20 protein-coding genes and 1 pseudogene are annotated in these 23,824 nt (G+C 63.6%); 19 read left to right on the top strand and 2 right to left on the bottom strand.

From position 1 onward, the window contains the following. The first annotated feature begins 84 nt into the window (after nucleotides 1-84). Genes L0C21_RS16140 through L0C21_RS16130 form a run of 3 tightly spaced genes read left to right on the top strand, consistent with a single transcriptional unit; the run spans nucleotide 85 to nucleotide 4,203 of the window. Nucleotides 85-2,859, top strand: coding sequence for a glycoside hydrolase family 3 C-terminal domain-containing protein (locus L0C21_RS16140; protein ID WP_259279431.1), 2,775 nt, complete (start codon nucleotides 85-87; stop codon nucleotides 2,857-2,859). Then, on the top strand, nucleotides 2,856-3,227 hold the full coding sequence (locus L0C21_RS16135; protein ID WP_259279430.1) for a sensory rhodopsin transducer: 372 nt from the start codon (nucleotides 2,856-2,858) through the stop codon (nucleotides 3,225-3,227). Before L0C21_RS16140 ends, L0C21_RS16135 begins: the two co-directional genes overlap by 4 nt. Further along, nucleotides 3,220-4,203, top strand: a complete 984-nt coding sequence (locus tag L0C21_RS16130) for an SDR family oxidoreductase (protein ID WP_259279429.1) — start codon at nucleotides 3,220-3,222, stop codon at nucleotides 4,201-4,203. Before L0C21_RS16135 ends, L0C21_RS16130 begins: the two co-directional genes overlap by 8 nt. On the opposite strand, the gene L0C21_RS16125 is transcribed toward L0C21_RS16130, so the two are convergent. Then, nucleotides 4,200-5,453 (bottom strand): alpha-hydroxy acid oxidase, encoded by a 1,254-nt coding sequence (locus L0C21_RS16125; protein WP_259279427.1) that lies wholly within the window; start codon nucleotides 5,451-5,453, stop codon nucleotides 4,200-4,202. The genes L0C21_RS16130 and L0C21_RS16125 overlap by 4 nt on opposite strands. After that, nucleotides 5,453-7,276, bottom strand: coding sequence for a glycoside hydrolase family 15 protein (locus tag L0C21_RS16120; protein WP_259279426.1), 1,824 nt, complete (start codon nucleotides 7,274-7,276; stop codon nucleotides 5,453-5,455). Before L0C21_RS16120 ends, L0C21_RS16125 begins: the two co-directional genes overlap by 1 nt. 119 nt (nucleotides 7,277-7,395) lie before the next feature. Between L0C21_RS16120 and L0C21_RS16115 the strand changes: the two are divergent. From L0C21_RS16115 to L0C21_RS16035, 16 genes and pseudogenes are all read left to right on the top strand, one after another. Continuing rightward, nucleotides 7,396-9,152: pseudogene (locus L0C21_RS16115) on the top strand (thiamine pyrophosphate-dependent enzyme). Nucleotides 9,153-9,154: 2 nt separating this feature from the next. Then, entirely contained in the window at nucleotides 9,155-12,085 is a 2,931-nt protein-coding gene (locus tag L0C21_RS16105) for an FAD-binding and (Fe-S)-binding domain-containing protein (protein ID WP_259279423.1), read from the top strand. Nucleotides 12,086-12,268: 183 nt separating this feature from the next. Further along, nucleotides 12,269-12,829 (top strand): cytochrome c3 family protein, encoded by a 561-nt coding sequence (locus L0C21_RS16100; protein ID WP_259279422.1) that lies wholly within the window; start codon nucleotides 12,269-12,271, stop codon nucleotides 12,827-12,829. Further along, nucleotides 12,826-13,998, top strand: coding sequence for a TAT-variant-translocated molybdopterin oxidoreductase (locus tag L0C21_RS16095; RefSeq protein WP_259279421.1), 1,173 nt, complete (start codon nucleotides 12,826-12,828; stop codon nucleotides 13,996-13,998). The genes L0C21_RS16100 and L0C21_RS16095 overlap by 4 nt, the downstream gene beginning before the upstream one ends. Before the next feature lie 50 nt (nucleotides 13,999-14,048). Beyond that, complete coding sequence (locus L0C21_RS16090; protein ID WP_259279420.1) at nucleotides 14,049-15,746, top strand: 4Fe-4S dicluster domain-containing protein; 1,698 nt, start codon at nucleotides 14,049-14,051, stop codon at nucleotides 15,744-15,746. Further along, nucleotides 15,743-17,068 carry an NrfD/PsrC family molybdoenzyme membrane anchor subunit gene (gene nrfD / locus L0C21_RS16085; RefSeq protein WP_259279419.1) on the top strand — a complete coding sequence of 442 codons (1,326 nt, stop codon included), beginning with the start codon at nucleotides 15,743-15,745 and terminating at the stop codon, nucleotides 17,066-17,068. The genes L0C21_RS16090 and nrfD overlap by 4 nt, the downstream gene beginning before the upstream one ends. Beyond that, a complete protein-coding gene (locus L0C21_RS16080; protein WP_259279418.1) occupies nucleotides 17,061-17,606 on the top strand; it encodes a DUF3341 domain-containing protein in 546 nt (181 codons plus the stop codon). Before nrfD ends, L0C21_RS16080 begins: the two co-directional genes overlap by 8 nt. After that, nucleotides 17,606-18,103, top strand: a complete 498-nt coding sequence (locus tag L0C21_RS16075; protein ID WP_259279543.1) for a c-type cytochrome — start codon at nucleotides 17,606-17,608, stop codon at nucleotides 18,101-18,103. The genes L0C21_RS16080 and L0C21_RS16075 overlap by 1 nt, the downstream gene beginning before the upstream one ends. Beyond that, nucleotides 18,093-19,100, top strand: coding sequence for a hypothetical protein (locus L0C21_RS16070; protein ID WP_259279417.1), 1,008 nt, complete (start codon nucleotides 18,093-18,095; stop codon nucleotides 19,098-19,100). Before L0C21_RS16075 ends, L0C21_RS16070 begins: the two co-directional genes overlap by 11 nt. Beyond that, nucleotides 19,097-19,558 (top strand): hypothetical protein, encoded by a 462-nt coding sequence (locus L0C21_RS16065; RefSeq protein WP_259279416.1) that lies wholly within the window; start codon nucleotides 19,097-19,099, stop codon nucleotides 19,556-19,558. The genes L0C21_RS16070 and L0C21_RS16065 overlap by 4 nt, the downstream gene beginning before the upstream one ends. Further along, nucleotides 19,555-20,328 carry an SCO family protein gene (locus L0C21_RS16060; RefSeq protein ID WP_259279415.1) on the top strand — a complete coding sequence of 258 codons (774 nt, stop codon included), beginning with the start codon at nucleotides 19,555-19,557 and terminating at the stop codon, nucleotides 20,326-20,328. The genes L0C21_RS16065 and L0C21_RS16060 overlap by 4 nt, the downstream gene beginning before the upstream one ends. Next, nucleotides 20,325-21,263 carry a cytochrome c oxidase subunit II gene (coxB, locus tag L0C21_RS16055; protein ID WP_259279414.1) on the top strand — a complete coding sequence of 313 codons (939 nt, stop codon included), beginning with the start codon at nucleotides 20,325-20,327 and terminating at the stop codon, nucleotides 21,261-21,263. The genes L0C21_RS16060 and coxB overlap by 4 nt, the downstream gene beginning before the upstream one ends. Continuing rightward, entirely contained in the window at nucleotides 21,260-21,439 is a 180-nt protein-coding gene (locus L0C21_RS16050; protein WP_259279413.1) for a hypothetical protein, read from the top strand. The genes coxB and L0C21_RS16050 overlap by 4 nt, the downstream gene beginning before the upstream one ends. Next, nucleotides 21,439-22,902, top strand: a complete 1,464-nt coding sequence (locus L0C21_RS16045; protein WP_259279412.1) for a cytochrome c oxidase subunit I — start codon at nucleotides 21,439-21,441, stop codon at nucleotides 22,900-22,902. The genes L0C21_RS16050 and L0C21_RS16045 overlap by 1 nt, the downstream gene beginning before the upstream one ends. Beyond that, entirely contained in the window at nucleotides 22,892-23,542 is a 651-nt protein-coding gene (locus L0C21_RS16040) for a cytochrome c oxidase subunit 3 (RefSeq protein ID WP_259279411.1), read from the top strand. The genes L0C21_RS16045 and L0C21_RS16040 overlap by 11 nt, the downstream gene beginning before the upstream one ends. After that, nucleotides 23,539-23,823, top strand: a complete 285-nt coding sequence (locus L0C21_RS16035; RefSeq protein ID WP_259279410.1) for a cytochrome C oxidase subunit IV family protein — start codon at nucleotides 23,539-23,541, stop codon at nucleotides 23,821-23,823. Before L0C21_RS16040 ends, L0C21_RS16035 begins: the two co-directional genes overlap by 4 nt. The last annotated feature ends 1 nt before the right edge of the window (nucleotide 23,824 follow it).

Below are 23,824 nucleotides of genomic sequence, written 5' to 3'. Positions count from 1 at the left end.
GCCTCCCTCCCTGCACAGATCTCCCACTTGCACTCTCAATTGGTAGCGCTATCATTTACTCAAATCATATGAGGAGGGGGCATTATGGGCAGCAAAACAAAACATCGATATCCGTGGCTGCCAGCGCTCCTCCTGGCCGCTCACGCTCTCTTCGTGCCCGCGCAGCTGCAAGCTTCAGGCACTCTGCAACGCCAGACCCCTTCTCCCAGCACAAAGGATCAAGAGACGATCCATCAGGATGCATCGCCGATGGAGGCGCTGATCGCCGAGGCGCATGCGCGGGCGGCCTCCTTGGTCGCGCGCATGACCCTGCTCGAGAAGGCGAGCCAGATCAAACACGATGCGCCCGCAATACCGCGCCTTGGAATCCCGGCTTACAACTGGTGGAGCGAGGGGCTGCATGGGGTCGCCCGTGCTGGGGAAGCGACCGTATTCCCGCAGGCCATCGGCATGGCGGCAACATGGGACGTACCGCTGATACAGCGCACGGCCGATGTTATCGCAACCGAGTTCAGAGCCAAGTACCTCGCCTCCCGCGGGGCCGATGGCAGCTCGGGACAGTATCGCGGCCTCACTGTCTGGTCTCCGAACGTCAACATCTTCCGCGATCCCCGCTGGGGACGCGGCCAGGAAACCTGGGGCGAAGACCCTTACCTCACGAGCCGCTTCGGCGTGGCTTTCATCCGAGGCCTGCAAGGGGACGACCCGCGCATGTTGAAGACGCTGGCGACAGTGAAACACTATGCCGTCCACAGCGGACCGGAGGCTGATCGCCACAGCGAGGACGTCCATCCCTCTCCGCAAGACCTGGAAGATACGTATCTGCCGGCGTTCCGGGCAGCGGTGACCGAGGGGCGCGCGGAAGGTTTGATGTGCGCCTATAATGCTGTTGATGGCGTGCCCGCCTGCGCCAGCCCATCGCTTGATGAGCGTGTACGCGGCGACTGGGGCTTCAAGGGCCATATCGTCTCGGATTGCGCCGCCATCGCTGACTTTTTCAAGCCTGACGCGCATCGTTGGACCCGCACACCCGAAGAGGCTGCGGCGGCAGCGCTGAAGGCCGGTACCGACCTTTTCTGCGCCGAGTTCGGCTGGGATAAGAGCAGCGACCCTGCAATCATCGTACGCGCGATCAAACAAAAACTGTTGCCCGTCGAAGTCCTCGACCGCGCGGTGACACGGTTGATGGCCGCGCGCATCCGGCTGGGGCTGATTGATCCGCCAGCCATCCCGCCCTACGCTGAAATTACCCCCGCAGATAACGACACGCCGAAGCATGCGGCGCTTGCAAGCGAAGTCGCCCGCGCCTCGCTCGTTCTTCTCAAGAATGATGGTCTCTTGCCGCTCAAGGTCGCGCCGCAACGCATTGCGGTCATCGGTCCGAATGCCGACAATGTGGACGCGCTCGTTGGTAATTACAATGGCACCCCTTCCCAGCCGGTGACGGTGCTGGAAGGGCTACGTCAGCGCTTCCCCGAGACGCGCATTGATTTTGTCGAGGGAACCGGGTTGACGGGCGCGCCCTTCAAGCCGGTGCCGGAGGACGCGCTTTGCCTCGATGCCCGGTGCACCGCGCGCGGCGTTCTTCGGCAAGTGTTCGCCACACCGACTCCCGCAGGCACGCCGACGCAGATCTCCACCGAGAAGACAGTCCACTTCAGCTGGGGACGCCCCAACCGCGAGGAGCGCAACGGCAGCGTACGCTGGAGCGGCTGGATGACACCGCCGACCAGCGGCGCGTACCGGTTCCAGGTGAGCAGCTTCGATGGATACCGGGTTACCATAGATGGCAAGGAGGTGGTCAACACCTGGGATGCGGCGGAGCCTTCGGATATCGTCGATCGCGAGATCGACCTCAAGGCTGGGGTGCCCGTCCGCTTCGTGATTGAGGCGCGACAGAAGGGATCGCGAGGCGACCAGAGCCTTGCCTGGAGCGGCGCTGAATCGCGCGAGGATGCCGCCATTGCCGCTGCTCGCCAAGCCGATCTGGTCGTTTTCGTGGGTGGCCTTACCGCGAAGCTGGAGGGTGAGGAAATGCGGGTCAACGCGGCCGGGTTTTCCGGAGGAGATCGCACCAGCCTTGATCTGCCGGCAAATCAAGAAGCACTGCTCAAGCGGCTGTACGCAACCGGCAAGCCGGTGGTTCTGGTACTGATGAATGGCAGCGCGCTGGCGGTTAATTGGGCGGACGCCCATCTTCCCGCGATCATCGAAGCCTGGTATCCGGGCGGGACCGGCGGCCGTGCAGTCGCTGACCTGATTGCCGGCGATTTCAGCCCCTCCGGCCGCCTGCCCGTGACCTTCTATCGCTCGGCGGGCGACCTGCCGCCATTTAAGGATTACGCGATGGAGGGGCGAACCTACCGCTACTTCCGGGGTAAACCGCTTTATCCGTTTGGCTATGGGCTGAGTTACACCCGCTTCCTCTATGGCCCGTTGCGGCTGAGCAGGCAGAAAATCGCAGCGGGCGAGCTCATTGATGTCACCGTGCGGGTTCAAAATGTTGGCGCGCGCGACGGCACGGAGGTCGCGCAGCTTTATGTCTCGCATGAAACCCCAGGCGCACCCATTCGCGCGCTTAAGGGATTCCAGCGGATCATGCTCAAGAAGGGTGAGGCGAAAGACGTTCGCTTCACGCTTGATCCGGAGGCGCTGAGTGTTGTCGATGCTCAAGGGCATCGACACGTGCCGGCGGGCGAAGTGGATATCTGGGTGGGCGGTGGTCAACCTCTGGGCGCAGCGCACCTGCAGCAACTCCCGGGTGCGGCAGCAACGCTTCAGGTTATAAGTGAGCCAACTCCTTCGGAAGGAACCAATGTTCCCCGTTCGCCGTTCGCTTCTCGGGAGGAGCGCAGATGATCGGCCGAACGCTATGGGCGATTGCGGAGGGCTATATTCCGTCTACGAGCGTGGATCCAACGGATCGCGCGTTCGTGTCCCACGAGACCGCCTGCCTGCTGAACGCAGGCGATGAGGATGCCGAGGTGGAGATCATGCTCTACTTCGCCGATCGGGAGCCCGCTGGTCCCTATCACTGCACGGTCCCAGCCCGGCGGACCCTGCACTTGCGGTTCAACGACCTGGATAATCCCGAGCCGGTGCCGCGTGATACCGATTACTCCTCCGTAATTCGGTCGAACCGGCCGATCGTCGTCCAGCACACGCGGCTCGACAGCCGGCGGGCGGAGATCGCGCTGCTGTCCACCACGGCCTATGCCGATGCCTGAAGTCGTGGTCGTTACCGGCGGAACGGCGGGGGTCGGGCGAGCCACCGTCCGGGAGTTTGTCCGGGCCGGTGCAAACGTCGCGATCCTGGCGCGTGGGCAAGACCGGATCGATGCTGCCGTCGCGGAGGTGGAAGCGATGGGCGGGCGGGCGCTCGGCCTTTCCGTCGATGTCTCCGATAATGATGCGGTCGAGGCGGCGGCGGAGCGGATCGAGCGGGAGCTTGGACCAATCGATATCTGGGTGAACAACGCCTTTGCCGGCATCTTTTCCACCTTTATGGACATGAGCGACGAGGAATACCGCCGCGTCACCGACGTCACCTATCTCGGCCAGGTGCATGGCACCCGCGCGGCGCTGAGGCGGATGCTGCCGCGCAACCGGGGCGTGATCGTGCTCGTCGGTTCGGCCCTCGCCTATCGCGGCATTCCGCTCCAGTCTGCCTATTGTGGGGCGAAGCACGCCATCCAGGGCTTCCTCGATTCCATCCGGCCGGAGCTGGAATATCGGCGTAGCAAGGTCCATGTCACCATGGTCCAACTACCGGCAATGAACACGCCGCAGTTCGATTGGGCGCGCGCCCATATTCGCAATAAGCCGCGTCCTGTCGGCCGCATCTATCAGCCGGAGGTCGCCGCCCGTGCCATCCGCTTCGCAGCGCAGGTGCGGCGCAAAGAGGTATGGGTGGGCTATACGACGGTCGAGGCAATATGCGCCGACGAGCTCGCCTCGTCCTTGGTCGACGACTATCTCGCTGCGACGGGCGTTGAGAGCCAATCCTCCGCCGAGCCGATTGAAGCAGACAGGAAGGACAATCTGTTCGAACCCGTGCCCGGTGATTTTGCTGCCCATGGCCGGTTCGACGAGCAGGCGCACGAAACGAGCTGGCAGATGTGGCTCAACCGCAATCGCGCTGCGATCGGAGTGGCGGCATTGACGGCCGGCATCGGCTGGCTGCTGGCGAAAAGGCGAGACTAGATCGCGCCGCGCTCCTCCATGAGGAAACTGCCATCCAATTCGGAGGGAGACCGGCAGCTAAGTAGCGCCAGATCCCGCTCCATTTCATCGGCCAGGATTTCAATGGCCCGCAGGGCCCCTGCCCTGCCCGCGCCCGCCAGACCGTAGAGCGGGGCGCGGCCGACCAGCACCGCATCCGCGCCGAGCGCCATTGCTTTCAATACATCGCCCCCGGTTCGGATGCCGCCATCCATCAGCAGCGCGATGCGGCCAACGGCGACCTCACGTGCAGCAGGAAGGACATCCAGTGGGGCCGCGGCCCAATCAAGCTGCCGCCCTCCATGATTGGAGAGAACCGCTGCGTCGGCACCAATAGCGGCGGCCTTGTCGACATCTTCTGGTCGCAGGAGCCCCTTGATGAGCAGCGGTTTCTTCCACCTGTCGCGGATGCGCGCGACGCTTTCCCAGTCAGCACCCTTGTCCATATGATCCCTGATCCAGAAGGCGCTCCGGAACAGGCTTCTCCGGTCGTCCGGCAGCCAGTCCTGGAAATTGGGAAATCGCGGCAGCCCGGCAGGAAGAAGGGTACGCGCCAGCCAGCCGGGGTGGAGGGCGGCGTTCCACTTGGCAGCAAGCGTTAAGCTCGTCGGGTCGGTACGCTCCCGCTTGCTCCAGGAGCGTTTGCCGAAGATCTGGGCATCGGTCGTGATGACCAGCGCCTCGCACCCGGCGCGATCGGCGCGGTCAACCAGCGCGTGGGTGATTGCCTCCTCCTTCATGATATAAAGCTGGAACCAATGGCGAAGGCCCGGCACGCGCGCTACCGCCTCGATGGTTTCATTCGACATGGTGCTCTGGGTAAAGGGGATGCCGACCTTTGCCGCCGCCTCGGCGAGGAGGATGTCCGCGCGATGGCAGAAAAGGCCGTTAAGACCGCTCGGAGCAACGATCAACGGCAACGGAAGATCGGTTCCGAACAAAGGTATCGACAGGTCCGGCTCCGCCGCGCCGGCAAGCGCATGAGAGAGGAAATGCCAACGATGGAAGGCAGCGCGGTTGCCGGCAAGCGCACCTTCCTCCTCTGCGCCGCCTTCCAGATATTCAAGGACGAAACGGGGCAAACGGCGGTGCGCCATGGCGCGCAGGTCCTCGATGGAGGATGCGCGTCTCGGGTCGCGGCCGTGATAGAGGTGCCGGGCCGGGCTGCTGCCAAGCTGCGCCGCCGCGCTCACAGCCTCAGCGGGCAGACTGGGGCCGCCGCCGGGGCGCATCAGTGGCCGTTGCCCAGCCGATCTACGGCTGGACCCCTGGCCGCTGACAGATTGTAGGCCGTGTTGATCAGACCGACATGCGACAGCGCCTGCGGGAAATTGCCCAGCATCGCTTCGTGTGCCGGATCATATTCTTCAGCGAGGAGGCCGAGGTCATTCGACAGACCGCAAAGCCGTTCGAACAGTGCCACTGCCTCCTCCCGCCGTCCCTGCAGGTGATAATTGTCAGCAAGCCAGAAGCTGCAGGAGAGGAAGGCGCCTTCGCCCGGCGGCAATCCATCCGGCGCCGTATCGGAGCGGTAGCGCAGGACAAGGCCGTTCTCCATCAAGTCGCGCTCGATCGCGTGCGTTGTACCGACGGCGCGTGGGTCGTTGGGGTCAATGATGCCGACAAGCGGCAGGAGAAGCGTGCTCGCATCGAGGTCATCGGAGTCATAGTCGCGTCGGAAGGCCTTCCGATCCGCATTGAAGCCTTTGTCCAGCACCTCGTTACGGATAGTCCTGCGGACCGCGTCCCAGGCGCCGTTGCCCTCCTCCCGCACCATGCGATCGAACGCGACCCAGGCCAGCGCCTTGGAATGGACGAAGTGTCTCGGCCGGGCGCGGATTTCCCAAATGCCGGAATCCGGTTGCCTCCAGCGGCTTTCCAATACCTTTAGAAGGCTGCGTTGCAAGTAATCGGTGCGCTTGTGATCGGGCAGGCCATGTTTGCGAGCAAGATGGAAGGCATCGATCATCTCGCCGAATACATCGATCTGGAGCTGATCGTGCGCAGCATTGCCAACCCGAACCGGCCTTCCGTCGTTAAAGCCTGAAAGCCAGGGCAGTTCCCGCTCGAACACCTCCTTGTCGCCGTCCAGCGCATAGAGCGGCTTCACATGAGACGGCTCTCCCGCCACCGCGCGAAGCAGCCAGTTGCGCCAGGCCTGGGCCTCTTCCTTGTAGCCGGCATGGACGAAGGCCAGCAGCATGAAGGCTGCATCGCGGAGCCAGCAGTAACGATAGTCCCAGTTGCGCGTTCCGCCCGTTTTTTCGGGAAGAGAGGTTGTCGCTGCTGCCACCGTCCCGCCGGTCGGCCGGTAGGTTAGAGCCTTCAGCGTGATAAGCGATCGCACGACCTGCTCGCGGTACGGCCCCTCATAAGTGCAGCGGCCCGCCCATTCGGACCAGAAGTGCTCCGTCTCCCCGAGCGCCGCATAAGGATCGACAGGATCCGGCAGGCCACAGTAAGAGGCAAAATAGGTGAGAACAAACTCGACACTTTCCCCGGCCCTTAGCTCGAAATCGCAGCAGATGGCACTGCCTTCGACCTTCAGGTGACAACTGCTGCGTAGGACCACGGCATGCGGCCCTGCTAGCGCTGAGATTTCGTATCCGTTCACTCGATCGACCAACGGTCGCAAAGCGCCATAATCGAAACGCAAATCGAGCACTGATCGCATCCGTACCTTGCCGCTCCGGCCCCGCACGATACGCACGATATCGGACGCCTTGCCCCGAAGCGGCATCAGGTCGACCAGTTCGACCTCGCCCTCCTCCGTCACGAACCGACTTTCAAGGATTAACGTATTGCCACGATAACGTCGGAACGCGTCCTTTACATTCGCCCTGGGCGCGACCCGCCAGAAGCCGTTCTCTGCGTTGCCGAGCAGGGCGGCAAGGCACGCCCCGGAATCGAAACGCGGCCAACAGAGCCAGTCAATCGAGCCTGTGCGGCTGACGAGCGCGGCCGTCTCCCTGTCGCCGATAAGGCCGTAATCCTCGATCCGGCGGCGACCATCCCTGGCGCCGTCCCGCCAGAAGCTCTGATCCACATCAGTCATCGCTTGGGCAACACAAGAAAGCCGCCCTTGGTTCCGCATGATGCCTCCAGGGATGAGGGAACAGTCGTGAAAGGCAGGGGTTCACCTCGAAAGACAGCCCCTTGGCAGTGGAGAGAGCCATGGCCACCCTGACCGCAGGCGATATTCTGGTCGAGACCCTGATCGAATGGGGGGTGGACACGATCTTCGGCATACCCGGAGACGGCATCAACGGGGTGATCGAGGCGCTCCGGAAGACGCAGGACAGAGTTCGCTTCATCCAGACCCGGCATGAGGAAGCCGCCGCCTTTGCGGCCTGCGCCTATGCCAAGTGGACCGGAAGGCTTGGCGTCTGTCTGTCCACCTCAGGCCCCGGCGGCATCCATCTTCTGAACGGCCTTTACGATGCGAAGCTGGACGGTCAACCGGTGCTCGCCATTACTGGCCTGCAATTCCACGATCTGCTCTCCACGCACACGCAGCAGGACGTGGAACTCGACAAACTGTTCATGGATGCTTGCGCCTACAGCACGCGGATCATGGGGCCGGCTCATGTCGAGAACGTAACCGAACTGGCCTGCCGCACCGCGCTCGCCTATCGTCAGCCCACCCACATCACCATTCCCGTCGACGTTCAGTCGATGCCCATGTCCAAGGCCAAGCGGTCCAAACGCAATGTGGAGGATCATGTCTCCAATCTCATGGCTCGCAGCGCCCATGTGCCGGACAGGCGCCAACTCGAACGCGCCGCATTAATTCTCAATGCCGCCGAGAAGCCGTTCATTCTCGCGGGTCGCGGCGCTCTTGGAGCACGCGCGGAACTGGAAGCCGTCGCCGAACGGATTTGCGCGCCGGTCGGCACAGCGCTTCTCGGCAAGGGCGCGATCCCGGATGAAAGCCCCTATGCGACCGGTGGCGTCGGCCTGCTCGGCACCACTCCGTCTCAGGATGCGCTCGAAAAATGCGACGCGCTGCTGATCGTCGGATCCTGCTTTCCCTATATTGAATATTATCCAGATCCCGGCCAGGCGCGTTGCGTACAGATTGACATAGATCCTAAGCGGATCGGGCTTCGCTATCCGGCCGAGGCAGGCCTCGTCGGCGACAGCCGTCAGGTGCTCACCGAACTGCTGCCGCTTCTGCGCGCGAAGGATAATCGCAGATGGCTGGAAGACGCGCAGAAGAACATGGCCGAATGGCGCGACCTCATGAACGAGCGCGGCACGAGGCGCGACATGCCGATGAGGCCACAGATCGTCACCCATGAGTTGAACAAGCTTCTGAGCGACGACGCCATCGTCATTACCGATAGCGGGACGATCACCACTTGGGTCGCGCGGCATATCATGATGCGAGGGAGCCAGATGTTCAGCTGCTCCGGCACGCTCGCCAGCATGGCCTGCGGCCTTCCCTATGCGATCGCGGCTGCCGTCGCTTATCCGGGGCGGCAGGTCATCGCTGTCATCGGCGATGGATCGGCGGCGATGCTGATGGGTGATCTCGTCACCCTGAAAAATACGGTCTCGATGTGAAGCTGATCGTCATCAAGAACAACACGCTCGGCCAGATCAAATGGGAGCAGATGGTGTTCCTTGGCAACCCCGAATATGTCTGCGAGCTGGAGCCGATCAACTTTGCCAAGGTTGCCGAAGGTTGCGGCATACGTGGCGTCACGATCGACGATCCCGAACGCTGCGGCGAGCAGCTGCGCGACGCGCTGGCAACGCCCGGCCCCTGCCTGATCGAGGCGGTGGTGGATCCCGACGCCCCGCCGATTCCGCCCAAGGTCGAAGCCAGGCAGGTGCTGCACTTCGCGGAAAGCCTCGCCAAGGGTACGCCCCATCGCGGCAAGATCGCTCTCACCGTCGCCTCCGACACGGTGCGGGAACTGGTGTAAGCATGGCGGACGAGAGGATCAGGAAAAAGGCGCCGTCAGGGCGGATCGAAGCGGAGTACGCGCCTTTCGCCGCGGAAAAGGCAAAGGCACTAGAGCGCGACCTTAAGGCCACGCTCTCCTGCGACGTCGACTTCGGACCGCAAGGGCGCGCCCTCTTTGCCGCCGATGCATCCAACTACCGGCAGGTCCCTATTGGCGTTGTCACGCCCCGTACCCGCGAGGACGTCATCGAAGCCGTCCGCCTCTGCCGCAAGCATGACGCGCCAATCCTCGCCCGCGGCGGCGGCACCAGCCTCGCCGGCCAGTGCTGCAACGTCGCCGTTGTCATCGATTTCTCGAGGCATCTGAACCGAATCTTGTCGCTTGATCCGGACCAGCGCACCGCGGTGGTGGAGCCGGGCTGCATCCTCGATACACTCCGCAATGCTGCGGAAGAACATCACCTCACTTTTGGCCCCGATCCCGCGACCCACGATCACAACACGCTGGGCGGCATGATCGGCAACAACAGCTGCGGCGTTCATTCTGTCATGTCCGGCCGCACATCTGATTATGTCGAGCGGCTGACGATCCTCACCTATGATGGCCATGTTCTTGACATCGGCCCGACGCCGGACGAGACGCTGTCGGCCCTGATCCAGACTGGCGGACGGCAGGGGGAGATCTACAAGGCGCTGCTTGCCTTGCGCGATCGCTATGGCAGCCTGATCGAGCAAATCTATCCGCAAATCCCGCGCCGTGTATCGGGCTTTGAAAATCTCGATACTCTTTTGCCTGGTCACGGGTTCAATGTCGCCAAGGCGCTGACCGGGACCGAGGGCACCTGCGCGATCATTTTGGACGCCACGCTAAGGCTTATACCAAGCCCGCCCTGCCGGGTGCTGTGCCTCATGGGTTTCGACAGCATCTTTGAGGCCGCCGATGCGGTGCCCGATGTGCTGCGCCATGGCCCGGCCGCGCTCGAAGGCTTCGATGATCTCCTCTACGATGCCGTGAAGCGTGGCAATGTCGACCATAGAGGCCTGCGCTTCTTTCCCGAAGGGAAGGGCTGGCTGATCGTCGAGCTGGGTGGGAACAGTGTCGCCGAAGCGACGGCAAAGGCTACGGCGCTACAGGCGGCAATGGAAGGCCGCTGCGCCGCGTCCATCGTGACCGACAAGAAGCAGCAGAAGCAAATTTGGGTAATCAGAGAAGCCTCGCTCGGCGCAACCGCCTTCGTGCCTGGCCAGCCTGACACATGGCCTGGCTGGGAGGACAGTGCCGTCGCGCCGGAGCGTGTCGGCGCTTACCTGCGCGATCTCAAGGCGCTGTTCCACAAATATGGCTACAACCCCGCCGTCTACGGCCATTTCGGCGACGGCCTCATCCACTGCCGCGTCGATTTTGACATTCGCAGCGAGGAGGGCCTGGCCACCTACCGGGCGTTCGTCACCGACGCGGCAAGGCTGGTCACCGACTATGGCGGCACTCTTTCCGGCGAGCATGGCGATGGCGAGGCGCGCGCCGAGCTTCTCGAGATCATGTACGGGCCGGACCTCGTGAATGCCTTTCGCGCCTTCAAGGCGATCTGGGATCCGGACAACCGCCTCAATCCCGGCAAGGCGATCAATCCATACCCGCTCGACGCCAATCTCCGGCTCGGCCCTGGCTACGATCCGCCCAAGGTCGAGACCCACTACGCCTTTCCTGCCGACAAGGGCTCTTTTGCCCGCGCAACGATCCGCTGCGTCGGCGTCGGCAAGTGCCGACGCAAGGATGTGGGCGCGGAAGTGATGTGCCCCTCCTATCTCCTCACCAATCAAGAAAAGCACAGCACACGCGGCCGTGCCCATCTTCTCCACGAGATGGTCCGCGGCGGCGTGATTGAGGACGGCTGGGATAGCGCGGAAGTGGAGGACGCCCTTTCCCTCTGCCTCGCCTGCAAGGGGTGCAAACGCGACTGCCCAGTGGCGGTGGATATGGCCACCTACAAGTCCGAATTTCGCGCGCATCATTATGCTCATCGCCGGCGCCCGCGCTCGGCTTATTCCTTCGGCCTCATCCACCGCTGGGCACAGCTCGCCGAGCCTGTCCCGTGGCTGGCCAATTTCGCATTTCGTACGCCAGGCCTCGCATCTATCGCCAAGTGGGCAGGTGGCATCGACCAAGGCCTGGATGTGCCCGCCATGGCCCGGCAATCCTTCCGGCGTTGGTTTCGGAGGCGGCCTTCAAGAACCGCAGGCGAACGGGTCATCCTCTGGCCTGATACGTTCACCAACCATTTTCGTCCTGAAGCCGCAATCGCCGCCACGCGTCTCCTTGAGGCAGCGGGTTTTGCGGTCCACATCCCATCGCATCCCCTCTGCTGCGGCCGCCCGCTCTATGATTGGGGAATGCTCGACCGGGCCAAGACGCTTTGGGAGCAAACCCTCGCTGTCCTTGCTGATGATATCGCCGCCGGCACGCCCATGATAGGTTTGGAGCCCGCCTGCACCAGCGCCTTCAAGGACGAACTTCCCAACCTGTTCTCCGGGCGGAAGGAGGCAGAAAGCCTTTCGCATCAGACAATCCATTTCACCGATTTCGTGGAAGCGCATATCGATCGCTTTCCCGAACCTCGGCGCGGCGGACATGCGATTGTCCAGGCCCATTGTCACCACCATGCCATCATTGGCTTCGACAGCGAGCTGTCACTGCTGGACAGGCTTGGGCTTACCGTAGAGCGGCCGCCTCAGGGCTGCTGTGGCATGGCTGGCCCGTTCGGCATGGCGGTGGAAACCGCCCGTTACGGCGCCGAGATCGGCGAGCGTGCGCTTCTCCCCCGCATTCGGGCGGCTTCCAAAGACACCATCATCGTCGCCGACGGCTTCTCATGCCGCGAACAAATCGCCCTGCGCGGGGGGCGCACAGCTATCCATCTGGCCCAGCTCCTGGCAGAGCGCATGCTCTCCTGAGCGGGGCAAGGCACCGCCGGAACCAGGCGCAGCGCAGGCCGTTCCCTTGTATTGAAAGGGGGCTGGGCGTTGGCACAAATATTCGGGCCGTCCGCTGACACTTGGCTACGCCTCGCAAACGGAGGCCTTGTTCTCCTCACGCTCGCCCTCTTCCTACTCCTCTTTCTAATCGGGGGCGGCTATTTGGATTCAACCTATTCGACCGGTGTAAACTGGGTGATAAGCCAGCCGGTGCCGTTCAGCCATAAGCACCATGCCGGTGAACTCGGAATCGACTGCCGCTATTGCCACACGAGCGTCGAGACGAGCGCCCGGGCAGGCCTCCCAGCCACCCACATCTGCATGACCTGCCATTCGCAGATTTGGACCGATGCTCCGGCATTGGCGCCGGTTCGGGAGAGCTTCGCCACAGGAAAGCCCATTGCCTGGAACCGGGTCGCCCAGCTTCCTGACTTTGTCTTTTTCAACCATTCAATCCACGTGAACCGCGGCGTTCCTTGCGTCACCTGCCACGGCCGGGTGGATCAAATGCCGCTCACCAGTCAGGCAAAGCCGTTCCAGATGCAATGGTGCCTGTCTTGCCATCGCAACCCGGCGCCGCATCTCCGCCCCCCCGCCATGGTGACGCGGATGGACTGGAGCGGTTGGACGGATGAGATGTCAAAGCGCTTCGGAGCGCAGGCAATGCAGGCCCATGCCATCGACCCCAAGCTTCTTGATAACTGCGGGATCTGCCATCGATGAGCAGGCTTGATTTCCCTGGCCTCGATGCCGCCCTAAGCCGCCTTCGCGAGACGCGGGGCCGGGCGTTCTGGCGCAGCCTCGATGAGCTGGTCGATCGCCCGGATTTCCGGGCCACGATTGAGGCGCGGTTTCCAAACCTTGTACGATCGACGGCCGACTGGCGGCGGCGCGATATCCTTAAGTGCCTCGGGGGTGCGATCGCACTTGCGGGCCTTGACGGATGTGAGCGCCGGCCGGATGAACGCGCCTTGCCTTATGTCGTCGAGCCGGAGGGAACCGTGATCGGCCTGCCACGCGCCTATGCGACGGCGGTGACGATGGAAGGGATCGCCCAACCGGTGATCGGCCAGACGCGCGAGGGGCGGCCGGTGAAGCTGGAGGGCAACCCGCGCCATCCCGCGAGCGGCGGCGCGACCGACGCCTTCACCCAGGCTGCCCTCCTCGACCTTTATGATCCGGACCGATCGGCAGCGCCGCGCCATCTCCAGGCAATGACGAGTTGGGGGGATTTCGACCGCATGTTCGCGGCAGAGGCGGCGCGTCTTGACCAGAGCGGCGGCGCGGGGTTCCGCCTCCTGACTGGCCCCCTCACCTCGCCCACCGCCCTGCGCCAGATCGAGGTGATGCGCCGACGCTGGCCCCATGCCCGCTGGCACAGCTTCTCGGCCACCGAAGGGCGCTGGCCGGAAGCTGCGGCAGCGTCTTTCGGCAGGCAGCTGGATCGGCGGCTGCAGCTCGAACGCGCCCATGTCATTGTCAGCCTGGACGACGACCTGCTCGGGCCGGGGCCGCTCCAGACCTTCCACGCGCAGGGCTGGATGCAACGCCGGATTGCCTATCAATCCGGTAATGGCGATGCCCTGCTGCTGGTCGCCGAGCCGACGCCGACGCTGACCGGGGTGACGGCTACGGACAGGCTGCCCGCCGCCGTGTCTAAATTGCCCGCCTTATTGATCGGCATTGCCCAAGCGCTCGGGGTCGATGGTCTCAGGCCTCAGCCGTTGAATGCGCGGGAGAAAAGCTGGGTAGAGGCCGCCGCATCCTCTCTGAACCAGCACCGGGGCCGGGGGCTGCTGACCGTTGGCCTGCATGCAGCGCCGGCGCTGCAGCAATTCGCACTGGCCCTCAATCAGCGGCTCGGCAATCTTGGGGGGCGCTTGAACTCGTAGCGCCGCCCGCCGCCTCGCCGGCCGATGGCCTTTCCTCCCTCGCCCGTGACATGGCGCGCGGCGAGGTTCGCATCCTGTTTATGCTCGACGTTAATCCCGCCTACACGGCTCCCGCAGGTCTGGCTTTCGCCGAAGCCATGGAACAGGTGCCACTTCGTATCCAGGCCGGACTACACCATGACGAGACTGCCGTCCTCAGCCACTGGCACCTGCCGCTGGCGCATGGGCTTGAAAGCTGGGGCGATGCCCGGGCGGCGGACGGCTCCATGGTCATCTCGCAGCCGCTCGTCCGCCCCTTCCTCGATGTCCGCCCGGCGTTGGCGCTGCTCGCACGCCTCTCCGACGAGGAAAGCCGCGATCACGAGGCGGTACGGGCAACCTGGGCGCACGCTTGGGGCGAGGACTTTAACGAACGCTGGCAGGAGGCTTTGCTCGCTGGTTTCGTGAGCGACACTGCGCCAAGCAGTGAGCAGGTGGGGCAGATTGCGTTTCCGCCTATCGACGTCGCATCTAGCAAGACCAATCAGAAGGACCTCACCGTTATCGTGCGTCCCGACCCCTGCATCTGGGACGGAAGCCGTGCGTCCAATCCATGGCTTCAGGAACTGCCGAAGCCGCTCACCAAGATTACATGGGGCAATGCTATCCACATCAGTCCCGCGCTCGCCCGCGAGCTTGGGCTCGAAAACGAGGATGAAGCGGAACTGCGCGCTGATGGGCGCTCCGTTATCGGGCCGATTTGGATCATGCCGGGACAGGAGCGCCGAACCGTTCTTGTACACCTCGGCTATGGGCGGCGAGGCGGCAGTCGGGTCAGCGAGACGGTCGGGTTCGATGCCTATACCTTGCGGAGCGCGGCAGAGCCTTGGGCTGTGAACAGCGCAACCCTCCATCCCACCGGGCGCAAGGTGCAGATCGTCACGACACAGCATCATTTCGCCATCGAGGAAGACGAGTTTGTGCGTTTCGTCCCATCGCCACGCGACCGCCTGCCGGAGGAGTCGGGCACCCCCAACTTCTATCCGCCCCAGCCAAAGATCAGCCCGGCTTGGGGCATGTCGATCGACCTCGACCTTTGTATCGGCTGCAACGCCTGTGTGGTTGCCTGTGTGGCGGAAAACAACATCCCGATGGTCGGGCGGGAGCAGGTGGCGATGGGGCGCGAAATGCATTGGCTGCGCGTCGATCGCTACCATGAAGGTCCGCCAGACGATCCAACTCACGTCTTCCAACCCGTGCCCTGCATGCACTGCGAGAATGCGCCGTGTGAAATGGGCTGTCCGGTCAATGCAACCGTCCACAGCCCCGATGGTCTTAATCTTCAGGTCTATAACCGCTGCATCGGCACTCGCACCTGCTCGGCCTACTGCCCCTACAAGGTCAGACGCTTCAACTGGTTCGACTATACCGGCGACGATCCGCCCGCCGTTCAGGCCGCCCGCAATCCGGAAGTCACGGTGCGTGGGCGCGGGGTGATGGAGAAGTGCACCTACTGCATCCAGCGGATCAGCAATGCCCGGATCGAGGCCAAGAAAGCAGGTACAGCGATCCCCGACGACGCGGTCAAGACGGCCTGCCAGCAGGCCTGCCCCACGCAAGCCATCGTCTTCGGCAACGTCGCTGATCCGGACACAGCGGTCAGCAAACGCAAGGCGAGCGGGCGGGACTATGCCTTGCTTCCGAAAGCCAACACGCGACCCCGCACCACCTATCTCGCCCGGATCAGGTCCGGAGGGAAATCCGTATGAGCAGTGCCGCGCCTCCCTACGGCGCAATTACGCGCGAGGTGGTCAGCATCCCCCCGCATTTTCCGGCGCGGCGCACCTGGTGGATGCTGTTCCTCTTCTCGCTCCTCCTGCTCGTGCTGCTGGTTGTCTCGCTGGCGGTTCTCTTCCTGCGCGGCCCTGGCATCTGGGGGAACAACATTCCCGTCGGCTGGGGCTTTCCCATTTCCAATTATGTCTGGTGGCTCGGCATTGGCCATGCGGGAACACTGATTTCTGCGATGCTGCTGCTTCTCGGCCAAAGCTGGCGCAACACCCTCAACCGCTTCGCCGAAGCGATGACGCTGTTCGCGGTCACCTGCGGCGCGCTCTACCCCATCTTCCACCTCGGCCGACCATGGTTCTTCTACTGGATGGCGCCCTATCCGAACGTAATGGACATCTGGCCGCAGTTCCGAAGCCCGCTGACCTGGGATTTCTTTGCCGTCCTGACCTACCTGATCGTCTCCATTCTCTTCTGGTACATCGGCATCATCCCAGACCTCGCCACTGCGCGAGACCGGGCAAGGAAACGGCGTTGGCAGGTTTTCTTCGGTCTGTTTGCGCTTGGCTGGCGGGGCAGCGCATCACATTGGGCGCGGTGGCGTCAGGCCTACCGGCTGATCGCGGCCATCGCAGTGCCGCTGGTCGTCTCAGTCCATTCGGAAATCTCGCTGCTGTTCGCCGCCGGGCCAATCCCAGGATGGAATTCGACCGTCTTCCCGCCTTATTTCGTGCTCGGTGCTGCCTTCTCGGGTTTTGCGGTCGTCTCGATGATCGCGGTCGGCCTGCGCTCCATGCTAGGACTGAAGGATCTCGTCACCCCCTGGCATCTCGATATGCTCGGCCGCCTTATGCTCGCTACCGGCTTCATGACCGCCTATGGCTATGTGGCAGAGGCCTTCACGAGCGCCTATGCGGGCGGTCCGGAGTTTGAAACGCTCCTCGACCGCGTGAGCGGCCCCTATGCCTGGAGCTACTGGGGCGCGATAATCTTCAATTTCATCCCGCTCCAGTTCCTCTGGCTGAAAGGTGTGCGGCGCAGCCCACTGCCGCTTTTCGCCATCGGTCTTTGCGTGGCGGCTGGCATGTGGCTGGAGCGCTACATGCTGCTGGTGACGAGCCTTTATCGGGACTGGCTGGAATCCTCGGTCGGCTATTACCACGCGACCTTCTGGGACTGGGCGCTCTATGCGGGCCTTATCGGCCTCTTCCTCGCGCTTTTCCTGTTGTTCGTGCGGTTCCTGCCGGTGATCTCGGCATTCGAAGTAAAGGCAGAAAAAGCGGAGGAGGCGCGCCATGGCTAAGGGCAAGCGCCTCTATGCGGTCCTCGCCGAATTTTCGCGAGCCGAGGCGTTGCTCGACGGCGCACGGCAACTGCGGGCGGCGGGGTTTGACAATGTCGAGGCCTTTACGCCTTTTCCGATCGAAGGTCTTGCGGAAACATTGGGCTTTCATGACCAGGGCGTGCCACGCGCAACCCTGGCGGGCGGTATCTTCGGATTCGTGGCCGGTTTTTTCCTCCAGGTCGGCGTCAATCTCGATTTTCCGCTCGACATCGGCGGCCGGCCGCTAGTCCCGCCTCAGGCCTTCATGTTGATCTCGTTCGAGACGATGGTGCTGTGTGCGGTGATCGCGGCGGTCGCCTCCATGCTCCGGCGAAATGGTCTACCGCGCCTCCACCATCCGCTGTTCGATAACCCGCGTTTTCATCTTGCGTCCGACGACCGCTTCTTCCTCGCGATCATGGCGGGACCCGGCACGGACCGGGAGAGGGCGCGAGCCGCGCTCGAACAGCTGAGCCCGGCGACGCTGACCGAAGTATTCGAGAGGCACGGACCGTGATGCGCGTGGGGGCAATTCTTCTCCTCCTTGGGGCTTGCGACGGCAACATGGTGCAGCAGCCGCGCGCCGATCCCTATGAGGCGTCTGCCTTGCTGCCGGACGGCATGGTGATGCAATCGCCTCCGCCCGGCACGATCGATCAGGGCGCACCTGTCCGAGCTCAGGCGGCGCAGAGACCACCGATGAGCCTTGCGCTCCTCGAGCGTGGGCGGGAGCGGTTCAACATCTATTGCGCCGTTTGCCACGCTTATGATGGCTCGGGGAACGGCGTGGTGCCGGGGCAGGGCTTTCCGCATCCGCCCAGCTTCCACGAGCCGCGTCTGAGGGCCGTGCCCGCAGCCCACTTTTATGAAGTGATCACGCAGGGCTACGGCATCATGTATTCCTATGCGGACCGCGTCTCGCCCCCCGACCGCTGGGCGATCGCCGCCTACATCCGCGCGCTGCAGGTGAGCCAGGCCAGACGACAAGTAACGGAGGGCGGCGATGCGGATTGATCTTGCAAGGCCGGCCGGGCCCACCTTTCTCCTCGCCGTCGCCTTCTGCGCTGCCGCGCTCGCCGCAGCGCTTCCTGCGCCCGAGGATGCGCTGACCGGCTGGCTCGGGGCTGCCGTCCTCTTCCAGTCGGTTCCGGCGAGCGCGGTTTTCTTTCTTATGCTGATGCGCCTTATCCCGGGCGCATGGGAGCGGGATCTGCGCGTCCCGTGCGAAGCGGCAACCGCCCTTCTCTTCCCCGCCGCTGCCGCCTTTGTGCCCGTGCTCTTCGGCATTCCTTTCATCTACCACTGGGACGGCGGGGCGAGCGCCTTCCACGCCTTATGGCTCCAGCCGCTGTTCTTCGCCGCGCGCACGGCTCTCTACTTCGCCTTCTTGTTCTGGATGGTCCGGCTTCATGTCGGCCGACGTCCCTCCGCTGGTGCGGCGGCCGCAGGCCTTATTCTCTTCACGCTGCTGGCCACGATGGCCGCGACTGACTGGCTGATGTCGCTCGACCCTAGCTTCGCCTCATCGGGTTTCGGGCTGCAAGTCCTCTCGATAGAAGTGGTGATCGGCTTTGCGGCCCTCCTGCTCGTCCGGCTGGCCAGAGGACCGGCGGAGCGCCCTGGGGTGCTCGGCGGACTGTTCCTCACCCTCATGCTGCTCTGGATCTATTTCCAGTTCATGCCCTATTTCATCATCTGGTCAGGCAACCTGCCCGATGCGGTCGCCTGGTATCAGGCGCGGAAGCAGGCCTCCTGGCCGCTCACCCTCTGGCTGGTCGCCCTGATCGGTGGGAGCACGACCGCCGCACTCCTGTTTTCCGCGTTCCGGGCGAACAGCCGCTGGCTCTTCACCCTCGCAGCGGCCACGGTCGGCGGCAAGGTGCTGGAGATGGCCTGGTTCGCGCTGCCGGGGCGCGGGGCAATCGCCGTTCTTGCCTATCTTGCCGCCGTTCTCGGCCTTGCGATCCTCGGGGTAATTCAGCTTCTCCGCCGCCGGGAGGCGCCCACATGATCCGCAAAAAGCAGCCAGGTACGAAAGCCCAGCGCGCAGATAAGGCGGAAGCGGTCCCGAAGGACGTGCGCGAGCGCGGCTTCGAGCCAACCGACGTTCCGGCCAGCGGCGTCGGCAAAGCACTCCTCCTCCTGTATGTCTGTTTAGGGATCAGCGGCGCTGCGATCGCTGGTCTTCTCCTGCTCTCCAAAGGGACGGAGGCCGGGCGACAAACACCAATCCTGGCACGCGTCTCGCCGCCGCCGCCCCGGCTGGAGACCGCCCCCCTCGCCGACCGACTGGCCCTCGAGGCGCCAGCCAAGGCCCGGCTGCGGGGCTATACAGGGCGGCAGCCGGGCGCGCCGCCCGCCTCAATCGAGGATGCCATGCAGGCGGTCGCGTCCGAAGGCTGGCGCGATGCCACCCCGCCGCCCGGCCCTGCCGCGACGGCCAAGGCCCATGCGGAGAGCGCGCGATGATCCGGGTGGCGCTTCTCCTCTTCGCAACGCTTTTGCCCGTGATGGCTCGGGCGGAAGGGCCGTTCGATCCGTTCGATGTGGCGCAGATCATTGAGCGCCCCGGTGCCCGCGTGCCGCTTGATCTGCCGCTGCGCGATGCAGAAGGCAAGGCAACAACGCTGCGCGCATTGGGCGCTGGCAAGCCGATCCTCCTCATCCCCGTTCTTCATACTTGCCCGAACTTTTGCGGCATCACCCTCGCTCGCCTCGCCGAGGCCGCCGAAGGGCAGCGCTACAGGCCCGGCGCTGATGTTACCCTGCTTGCCTTCGGGATCGACCCGGCCGAAATGCCAGAGGATGCGGCAGCTAACCTTGCCCGGCTGCGAGACGAGCGGGACGGCAAGGCCGCGCCGTTCCAGGCGGCGCTGGTCGGCCCGGCCACATCAGTCCGCGGCACGATGGATGCGCTCGGCTACCGCTACGCCTTCGACCCCCGCATCGGCCAATATGCCCATGTCGCTGCCAGTGCGATGCTGACCGCGGACGGACGGCTCGTTCGCTGGATCTACGGCCTCGACCCCGAGCCGGCCGTCATCGAAAAGGCCGTCGCCGACGCGAGAGAAGGCCGCACCGGCGGCCTCGTCGATCGTCTGATCCTCCTCTGCTATCATTTCGACCCTGAGACGGGCCGCTATACGCTCGCGATCGAGCGCGCGGTCCGCATTGCGGGCCTTACCACCGTCCTCCTCCTCGCCTGCCTTCTTCTCAAACTCGCGAGGCGGCGCGCATGAGCCACTCAGTCGACCTCTGGCCGGTTCAGGCATCCGCTCACGCCGGGGAAGTCGACCTTCTGATCGGCAGCTTCGGCGCGTTGGTATTCGCCCTGTCCGCGCCCGTCTTCCTGCTGCTGGTCGTCTTCGCCGTGCGCTACCGCAACGGCCGGCGTGCCGACCGAACCCACAAGTTCGATCGCAACATATGGCTGGAAGTCTCCTGGTCGATCATCCCTTTCCTCCTCATCATCGGCTTCTTCGTCTGGTCGACCTTCCTCTTCTCCCAACTCCGCCGTCCGCCCGAGGACAGCTTCGTCATCAACGTCGTCGGCAAGCAATGGATGTGGAAATTCCAACATCCGTCCGGAGCACGGGAAATTGATGAGTTGCACGTGCCAGTGGGCACCTCGGTCCGCCTCATCATGACGTCGCAAGACGTGATCCATAGCCTCTACATCCCGGCGCTTCGCATCAAGCAGGACGTCCTGCCCGGACGCTATACGAGCATGTGGTTCGAGGCGACTCGCCCCGGCGTCTACCCCTTGCGCTGCGCCGAATATTGCGGCGCGGAGCATAGCCGGATGATCGGGCGCTTCGTTGCGCTCAGCCAAGCCGATTATTCTGAGTGGCTCGAGACGACCGGCGCCAGCCGCGACCTGGCAGCGCAGGGAGAAACCCTGTTCCGTCGCTTCGGGTGCAGCGGCTGCCACACGCCAGGCTCAAGCGTGCACGCACCCTCGCTTGCCGGCCTTTACGGCTCACCGGTCCCGCTTTCCGACGGCCGGGTGATCCTTGCCGACGAGCAGTACATCCACGACAGCATCCTGCTCCCGAACCGGGACGTCGCCGCCGGTTACCGGCCGATCATGCCGACCTTTGCCAATGTCCTCAGCGAGGAGGAGGTAATGCTTCTGAGCGCCTACATCAAATCCCTGGGAGGGGCTGAGAGATGAAGGCCCGCACTGCTCAGGACGTCATTCCGGACACCAAGGCCGAGCAGGTGAGCTACCTGCGGGCAGGCATAAGCCTTCGGTCCTGGCTGCTCACCACTGACCACAAGCGCATCGCCATTCTTTATATTTTATCGATCACCTTTTTTTCTTCCTGGGCGGCGCGGCGGCGGCGCTGATGCGGCTCGACCTGATGACGCCCGCCGCCGACCTGATGACGGACGACGGCTATAACCGCGCCTTCTCGCTCCACGGCATCGTCATGGTGTGGTTCTTCCTGATCCCGTCCATTCCCAACACCTTCGGCAATTTCCTCATCCCGCTGATGATCGGCGCGCGCGACCTGGCTTTCCCGCGCCTCAATCTGGCAAGCTGGTACATCTACCTCGCAGGCGGCCTTGTGACCCTGATGGTCGTGGTACTGGGCGGCGTCGATACGGGGTGGACCTTTTACACGCCATTCTCCTCGGCTTTTGCCAACGGCTATGTGGTTGCAGCCATGTCGGCGGTATTTGTGAGCGGTATTTCCTCAATCCTGACCGGCCTTAATTTCATTGTCACAGTGCACAAGCTGCGCGCGCCGGGGATGACCTGGGGCCGGTTACCGCTCTTCGTGTGGTCACATTACGCAACCGCACTCATCCTCGTCCTCGCTACACCCGTGCTGGCGATCACCCTCGTCCTCGTCGCGCTGGAGCGGCTCTTTGGCATCGGCATCTTCGACCCCCGCCTCGGCGGCGATCCCCTGCTCTTCCAAAACCTGTTCTGGTTCTACAGCCACCCAGCCGTCTACATCATGGTGCTTCCCGCCCTCGGCGTCGTGAGCGAACTCATCACCTCGGCCGCCCACAAGCGGGTCTTCGGCTACTGGTTCATCGCCTATTCCTCGATCGCGATCGCCGTCATCGGCTTTCTCGTCTGGGGGCATCACATGTTCGTCGCAGGCCAGTCCCTTTATGCCAGCGCGATCTTCTCGTTTCTCTCGATCGCGGTCGCCGTGCCGTCGGGGATCAAGGTCTACAACTGGACGGTGACGCTTTACAAAGGCGACATCTCGCTCGATGCGCCGTTCCTGTTCGCGATGGGCTTTATCGGCCTGTTCGTCATCGGCGGGCTGACCGGCCTTATGGTCGCGATGCTCGCCATCGACGTTCACGTCCACGACACCTATTTTGTCGTCGCCCATTTCCATTACATCATGGTCGGCGGGACGGTCAGCGCCTTCTTCGGTGCGCTCCATTACTGGTGGCCGAAGATCACCGGGCGGCTCTACAACGACATCTGGGCGCGCGTCGCCGCCCTGTTCGTCTTTGGCGGCTTTAACCTCACCTTCTTCCCGCAGTTCCTGCTGGGCTATGAGGGCATGCCGCGCCGCTATCATGTCTACGCGCCGGAATTCCAGGCGCTGCATGTGCTCTCGTCAGCCGGGGCCTCACTGCTGGCGCTCGGCTATCTTCTGCCCGCCTTCTATCTCTTCCGCTCGCTGCGCTACGGCAAGCCCGCTGGGCCGAACCCGTGGGGCGCGACGGGTCTTGAATGGACAACACCCTCGCCGCCGCCCCAGCATAATTTCGATGAGCCGCCCATCGTTGACAGCGGCCCTTACGCCTATCCGCTGCAGGAGACGAAGGATGGCGCATGAGGAAGAAACGGCGACCACAGAGAACCGCCTCCATGGTCCCTTCCACGACACAGCCCGCCAGCACGAGGCGGACCGGCTCGGCATGCTCGTCTTTCTTGCAAGCGAAGTTATGCTGTTCGGCGGCCTGCTTGGCGGAGCTCTTGCAATCAGGCTCCTGCACCCGGTCGACTATGGGCGGGCAGCGGCTCAACTGCACCTCTGGCTGGGCGGCCTCAACACGGCCATACTTCTGACCTCCAGCCTGCTGGTCGCCCTCGCCGTCGAGGCGGTACGCTCAGGCCAAGCCCGGCTGGCGGCATGGCAGCTGCGCGGAGCCATGCTTCTCGGCATCGCTTTCCTTGCCGTGAAGGGACTGGAATACACCCTCGAATACCGCGACGGCCTGGTGCCGGGTCTTGCCGGGGCGCATCTCGAAAGCCTGGTCCATGCGCTCTTCATGAACCTGTATTTTGCGGCGACGGGGCTGCACGCGCTCCACGTCATCGGCGGCCTCGCGCTGCTTGGCTTTGCAGCGGCAAGCCGGCTGGCGCAGGCCGATCGCAACGCCGTCGTCGTCGGCAACATCGCCCTTTACTGGCACTTAGTCGATGTCGTGTGGATATTTCTCTATCCAACCCTTTATTTAGCGAGGCCTTCATGACCCGCGCCACAGGCCGGTTGCTGATCGTCTGGGCTGCCCTCATGGCGCTGCTCAGCCTCACCATCGCCGCCACTCTCCTCGGGCTCGGCCCGGCCGCGCCCTTCGTCAGCTATGGCATCGCCCTGACGAAAGCCGGCCTCATCCTCTGGTTCTTCATGGACCTACGCAAGGATCGCGGAACCGAGCGTCTCGCCGGCTTCTCCGCCTTCGCCTGGGCAGCAATCCTGTTCGTGTTTCTGGCAGCGGACTACCTGACGCGCAGCACGTTTGCGAGTTCATAAC

This window comes from Pedomonas mirosovicensis, assembly GCF_022569295.1.
Classification (GTDB): Bacteria; Pseudomonadota; Alphaproteobacteria; order Sphingomonadales; family Sphingomonadaceae; genus Pedomonas; species Pedomonas mirosovicensis.
The sequence above is the reverse complement of the archived record's forward strand: the minus strand, read 5'-3'. Positions and strand labels throughout refer to the sequence as shown.

What these genes read in the sequence shown, in the direction of transcription:
- L0C21_RS16140 (WP_259279431.1), top strand. Translation starts at nt 85, where the DNA reads ATGGGCAGCAAAACAAAACATCGATATCCGTGGCTGCCAGCGCTCCTC.
- L0C21_RS16135 (WP_259279430.1), top strand. Translation starts at nt 2,856, where the DNA reads ATGATCGGCCGAACGCTATGGGCGATTGCGGAGGGCTATATTCCGTCT.
- L0C21_RS16130 (WP_259279429.1), top strand. Translation starts at nt 3,220, where the DNA reads ATGCCTGAAGTCGTGGTCGTTACCGGCGGAACGGCGGGGGTCGGGCGA.
- L0C21_RS16125 (WP_259279427.1), bottom strand. Translation starts at nt 5,453, where the DNA reads ATGCGCCCCGGCGGCGGCCCCAGTCTGCCCGCTGAGGCTGTGAGCGCG.
- L0C21_RS16120 (WP_259279426.1), bottom strand. Translation starts at nt 7,276, where the DNA reads ATGACTGATGTGGATCAGAGCTTCTGGCGGGACGGCGCCAGGGATGGT.
- L0C21_RS16105 (WP_259279423.1), top strand. Translation starts at nt 9,155, where the DNA reads ATGGCGGACGAGAGGATCAGGAAAAAGGCGCCGTCAGGGCGGATCGAA.
- L0C21_RS16095 (WP_259279421.1), top strand. Translation starts at nt 12,826, where the DNA reads ATGAGCAGGCTTGATTTCCCTGGCCTCGATGCCGCCCTAAGCCGCCTT.
- L0C21_RS16090 (WP_259279420.1), top strand. Translation starts at nt 14,049, where the DNA reads ATGGCGCGCGGCGAGGTTCGCATCCTGTTTATGCTCGACGTTAATCCC.
- nrfD (WP_259279419.1), top strand. Translation starts at nt 15,743, where the DNA reads ATGAGCAGTGCCGCGCCTCCCTACGGCGCAATTACGCGCGAGGTGGTC.
- L0C21_RS16080 (WP_259279418.1), top strand. Translation starts at nt 17,061, where the DNA reads ATGGCTAAGGGCAAGCGCCTCTATGCGGTCCTCGCCGAATTTTCGCGA.
- L0C21_RS16075 (WP_259279543.1), top strand. Translation starts at nt 17,606, where the DNA reads ATGCGCGTGGGGGCAATTCTTCTCCTCCTTGGGGCTTGCGACGGCAAC.
- L0C21_RS16070 (WP_259279417.1), top strand. Translation starts at nt 18,093, where the DNA reads ATGCGGATTGATCTTGCAAGGCCGGCCGGGCCCACCTTTCTCCTCGCC.
- L0C21_RS16065 (WP_259279416.1), top strand. Translation starts at nt 19,097, where the DNA reads ATGATCCGCAAAAAGCAGCCAGGTACGAAAGCCCAGCGCGCAGATAAG.
- L0C21_RS16060 (WP_259279415.1), top strand. Translation starts at nt 19,555, where the DNA reads ATGATCCGGGTGGCGCTTCTCCTCTTCGCAACGCTTTTGCCCGTGATG.
- coxB (WP_259279414.1), top strand. Translation starts at nt 20,325, where the DNA reads ATGAGCCACTCAGTCGACCTCTGGCCGGTTCAGGCATCCGCTCACGCC.
- L0C21_RS16050 (WP_259279413.1), top strand. Translation starts at nt 21,260, where the DNA reads ATGAAGGCCCGCACTGCTCAGGACGTCATTCCGGACACCAAGGCCGAG.
- L0C21_RS16045 (WP_259279412.1), top strand. Translation starts at nt 21,439, where the DNA reads ATGCGGCTCGACCTGATGACGCCCGCCGCCGACCTGATGACGGACGAC.
- L0C21_RS16040 (WP_259279411.1), top strand. Translation starts at nt 22,892, where the DNA reads ATGGCGCATGAGGAAGAAACGGCGACCACAGAGAACCGCCTCCATGGT.
- L0C21_RS16035 (WP_259279410.1), top strand. Translation starts at nt 23,539, where the DNA reads ATGACCCGCGCCACAGGCCGGTTGCTGATCGTCTGGGCTGCCCTCATG.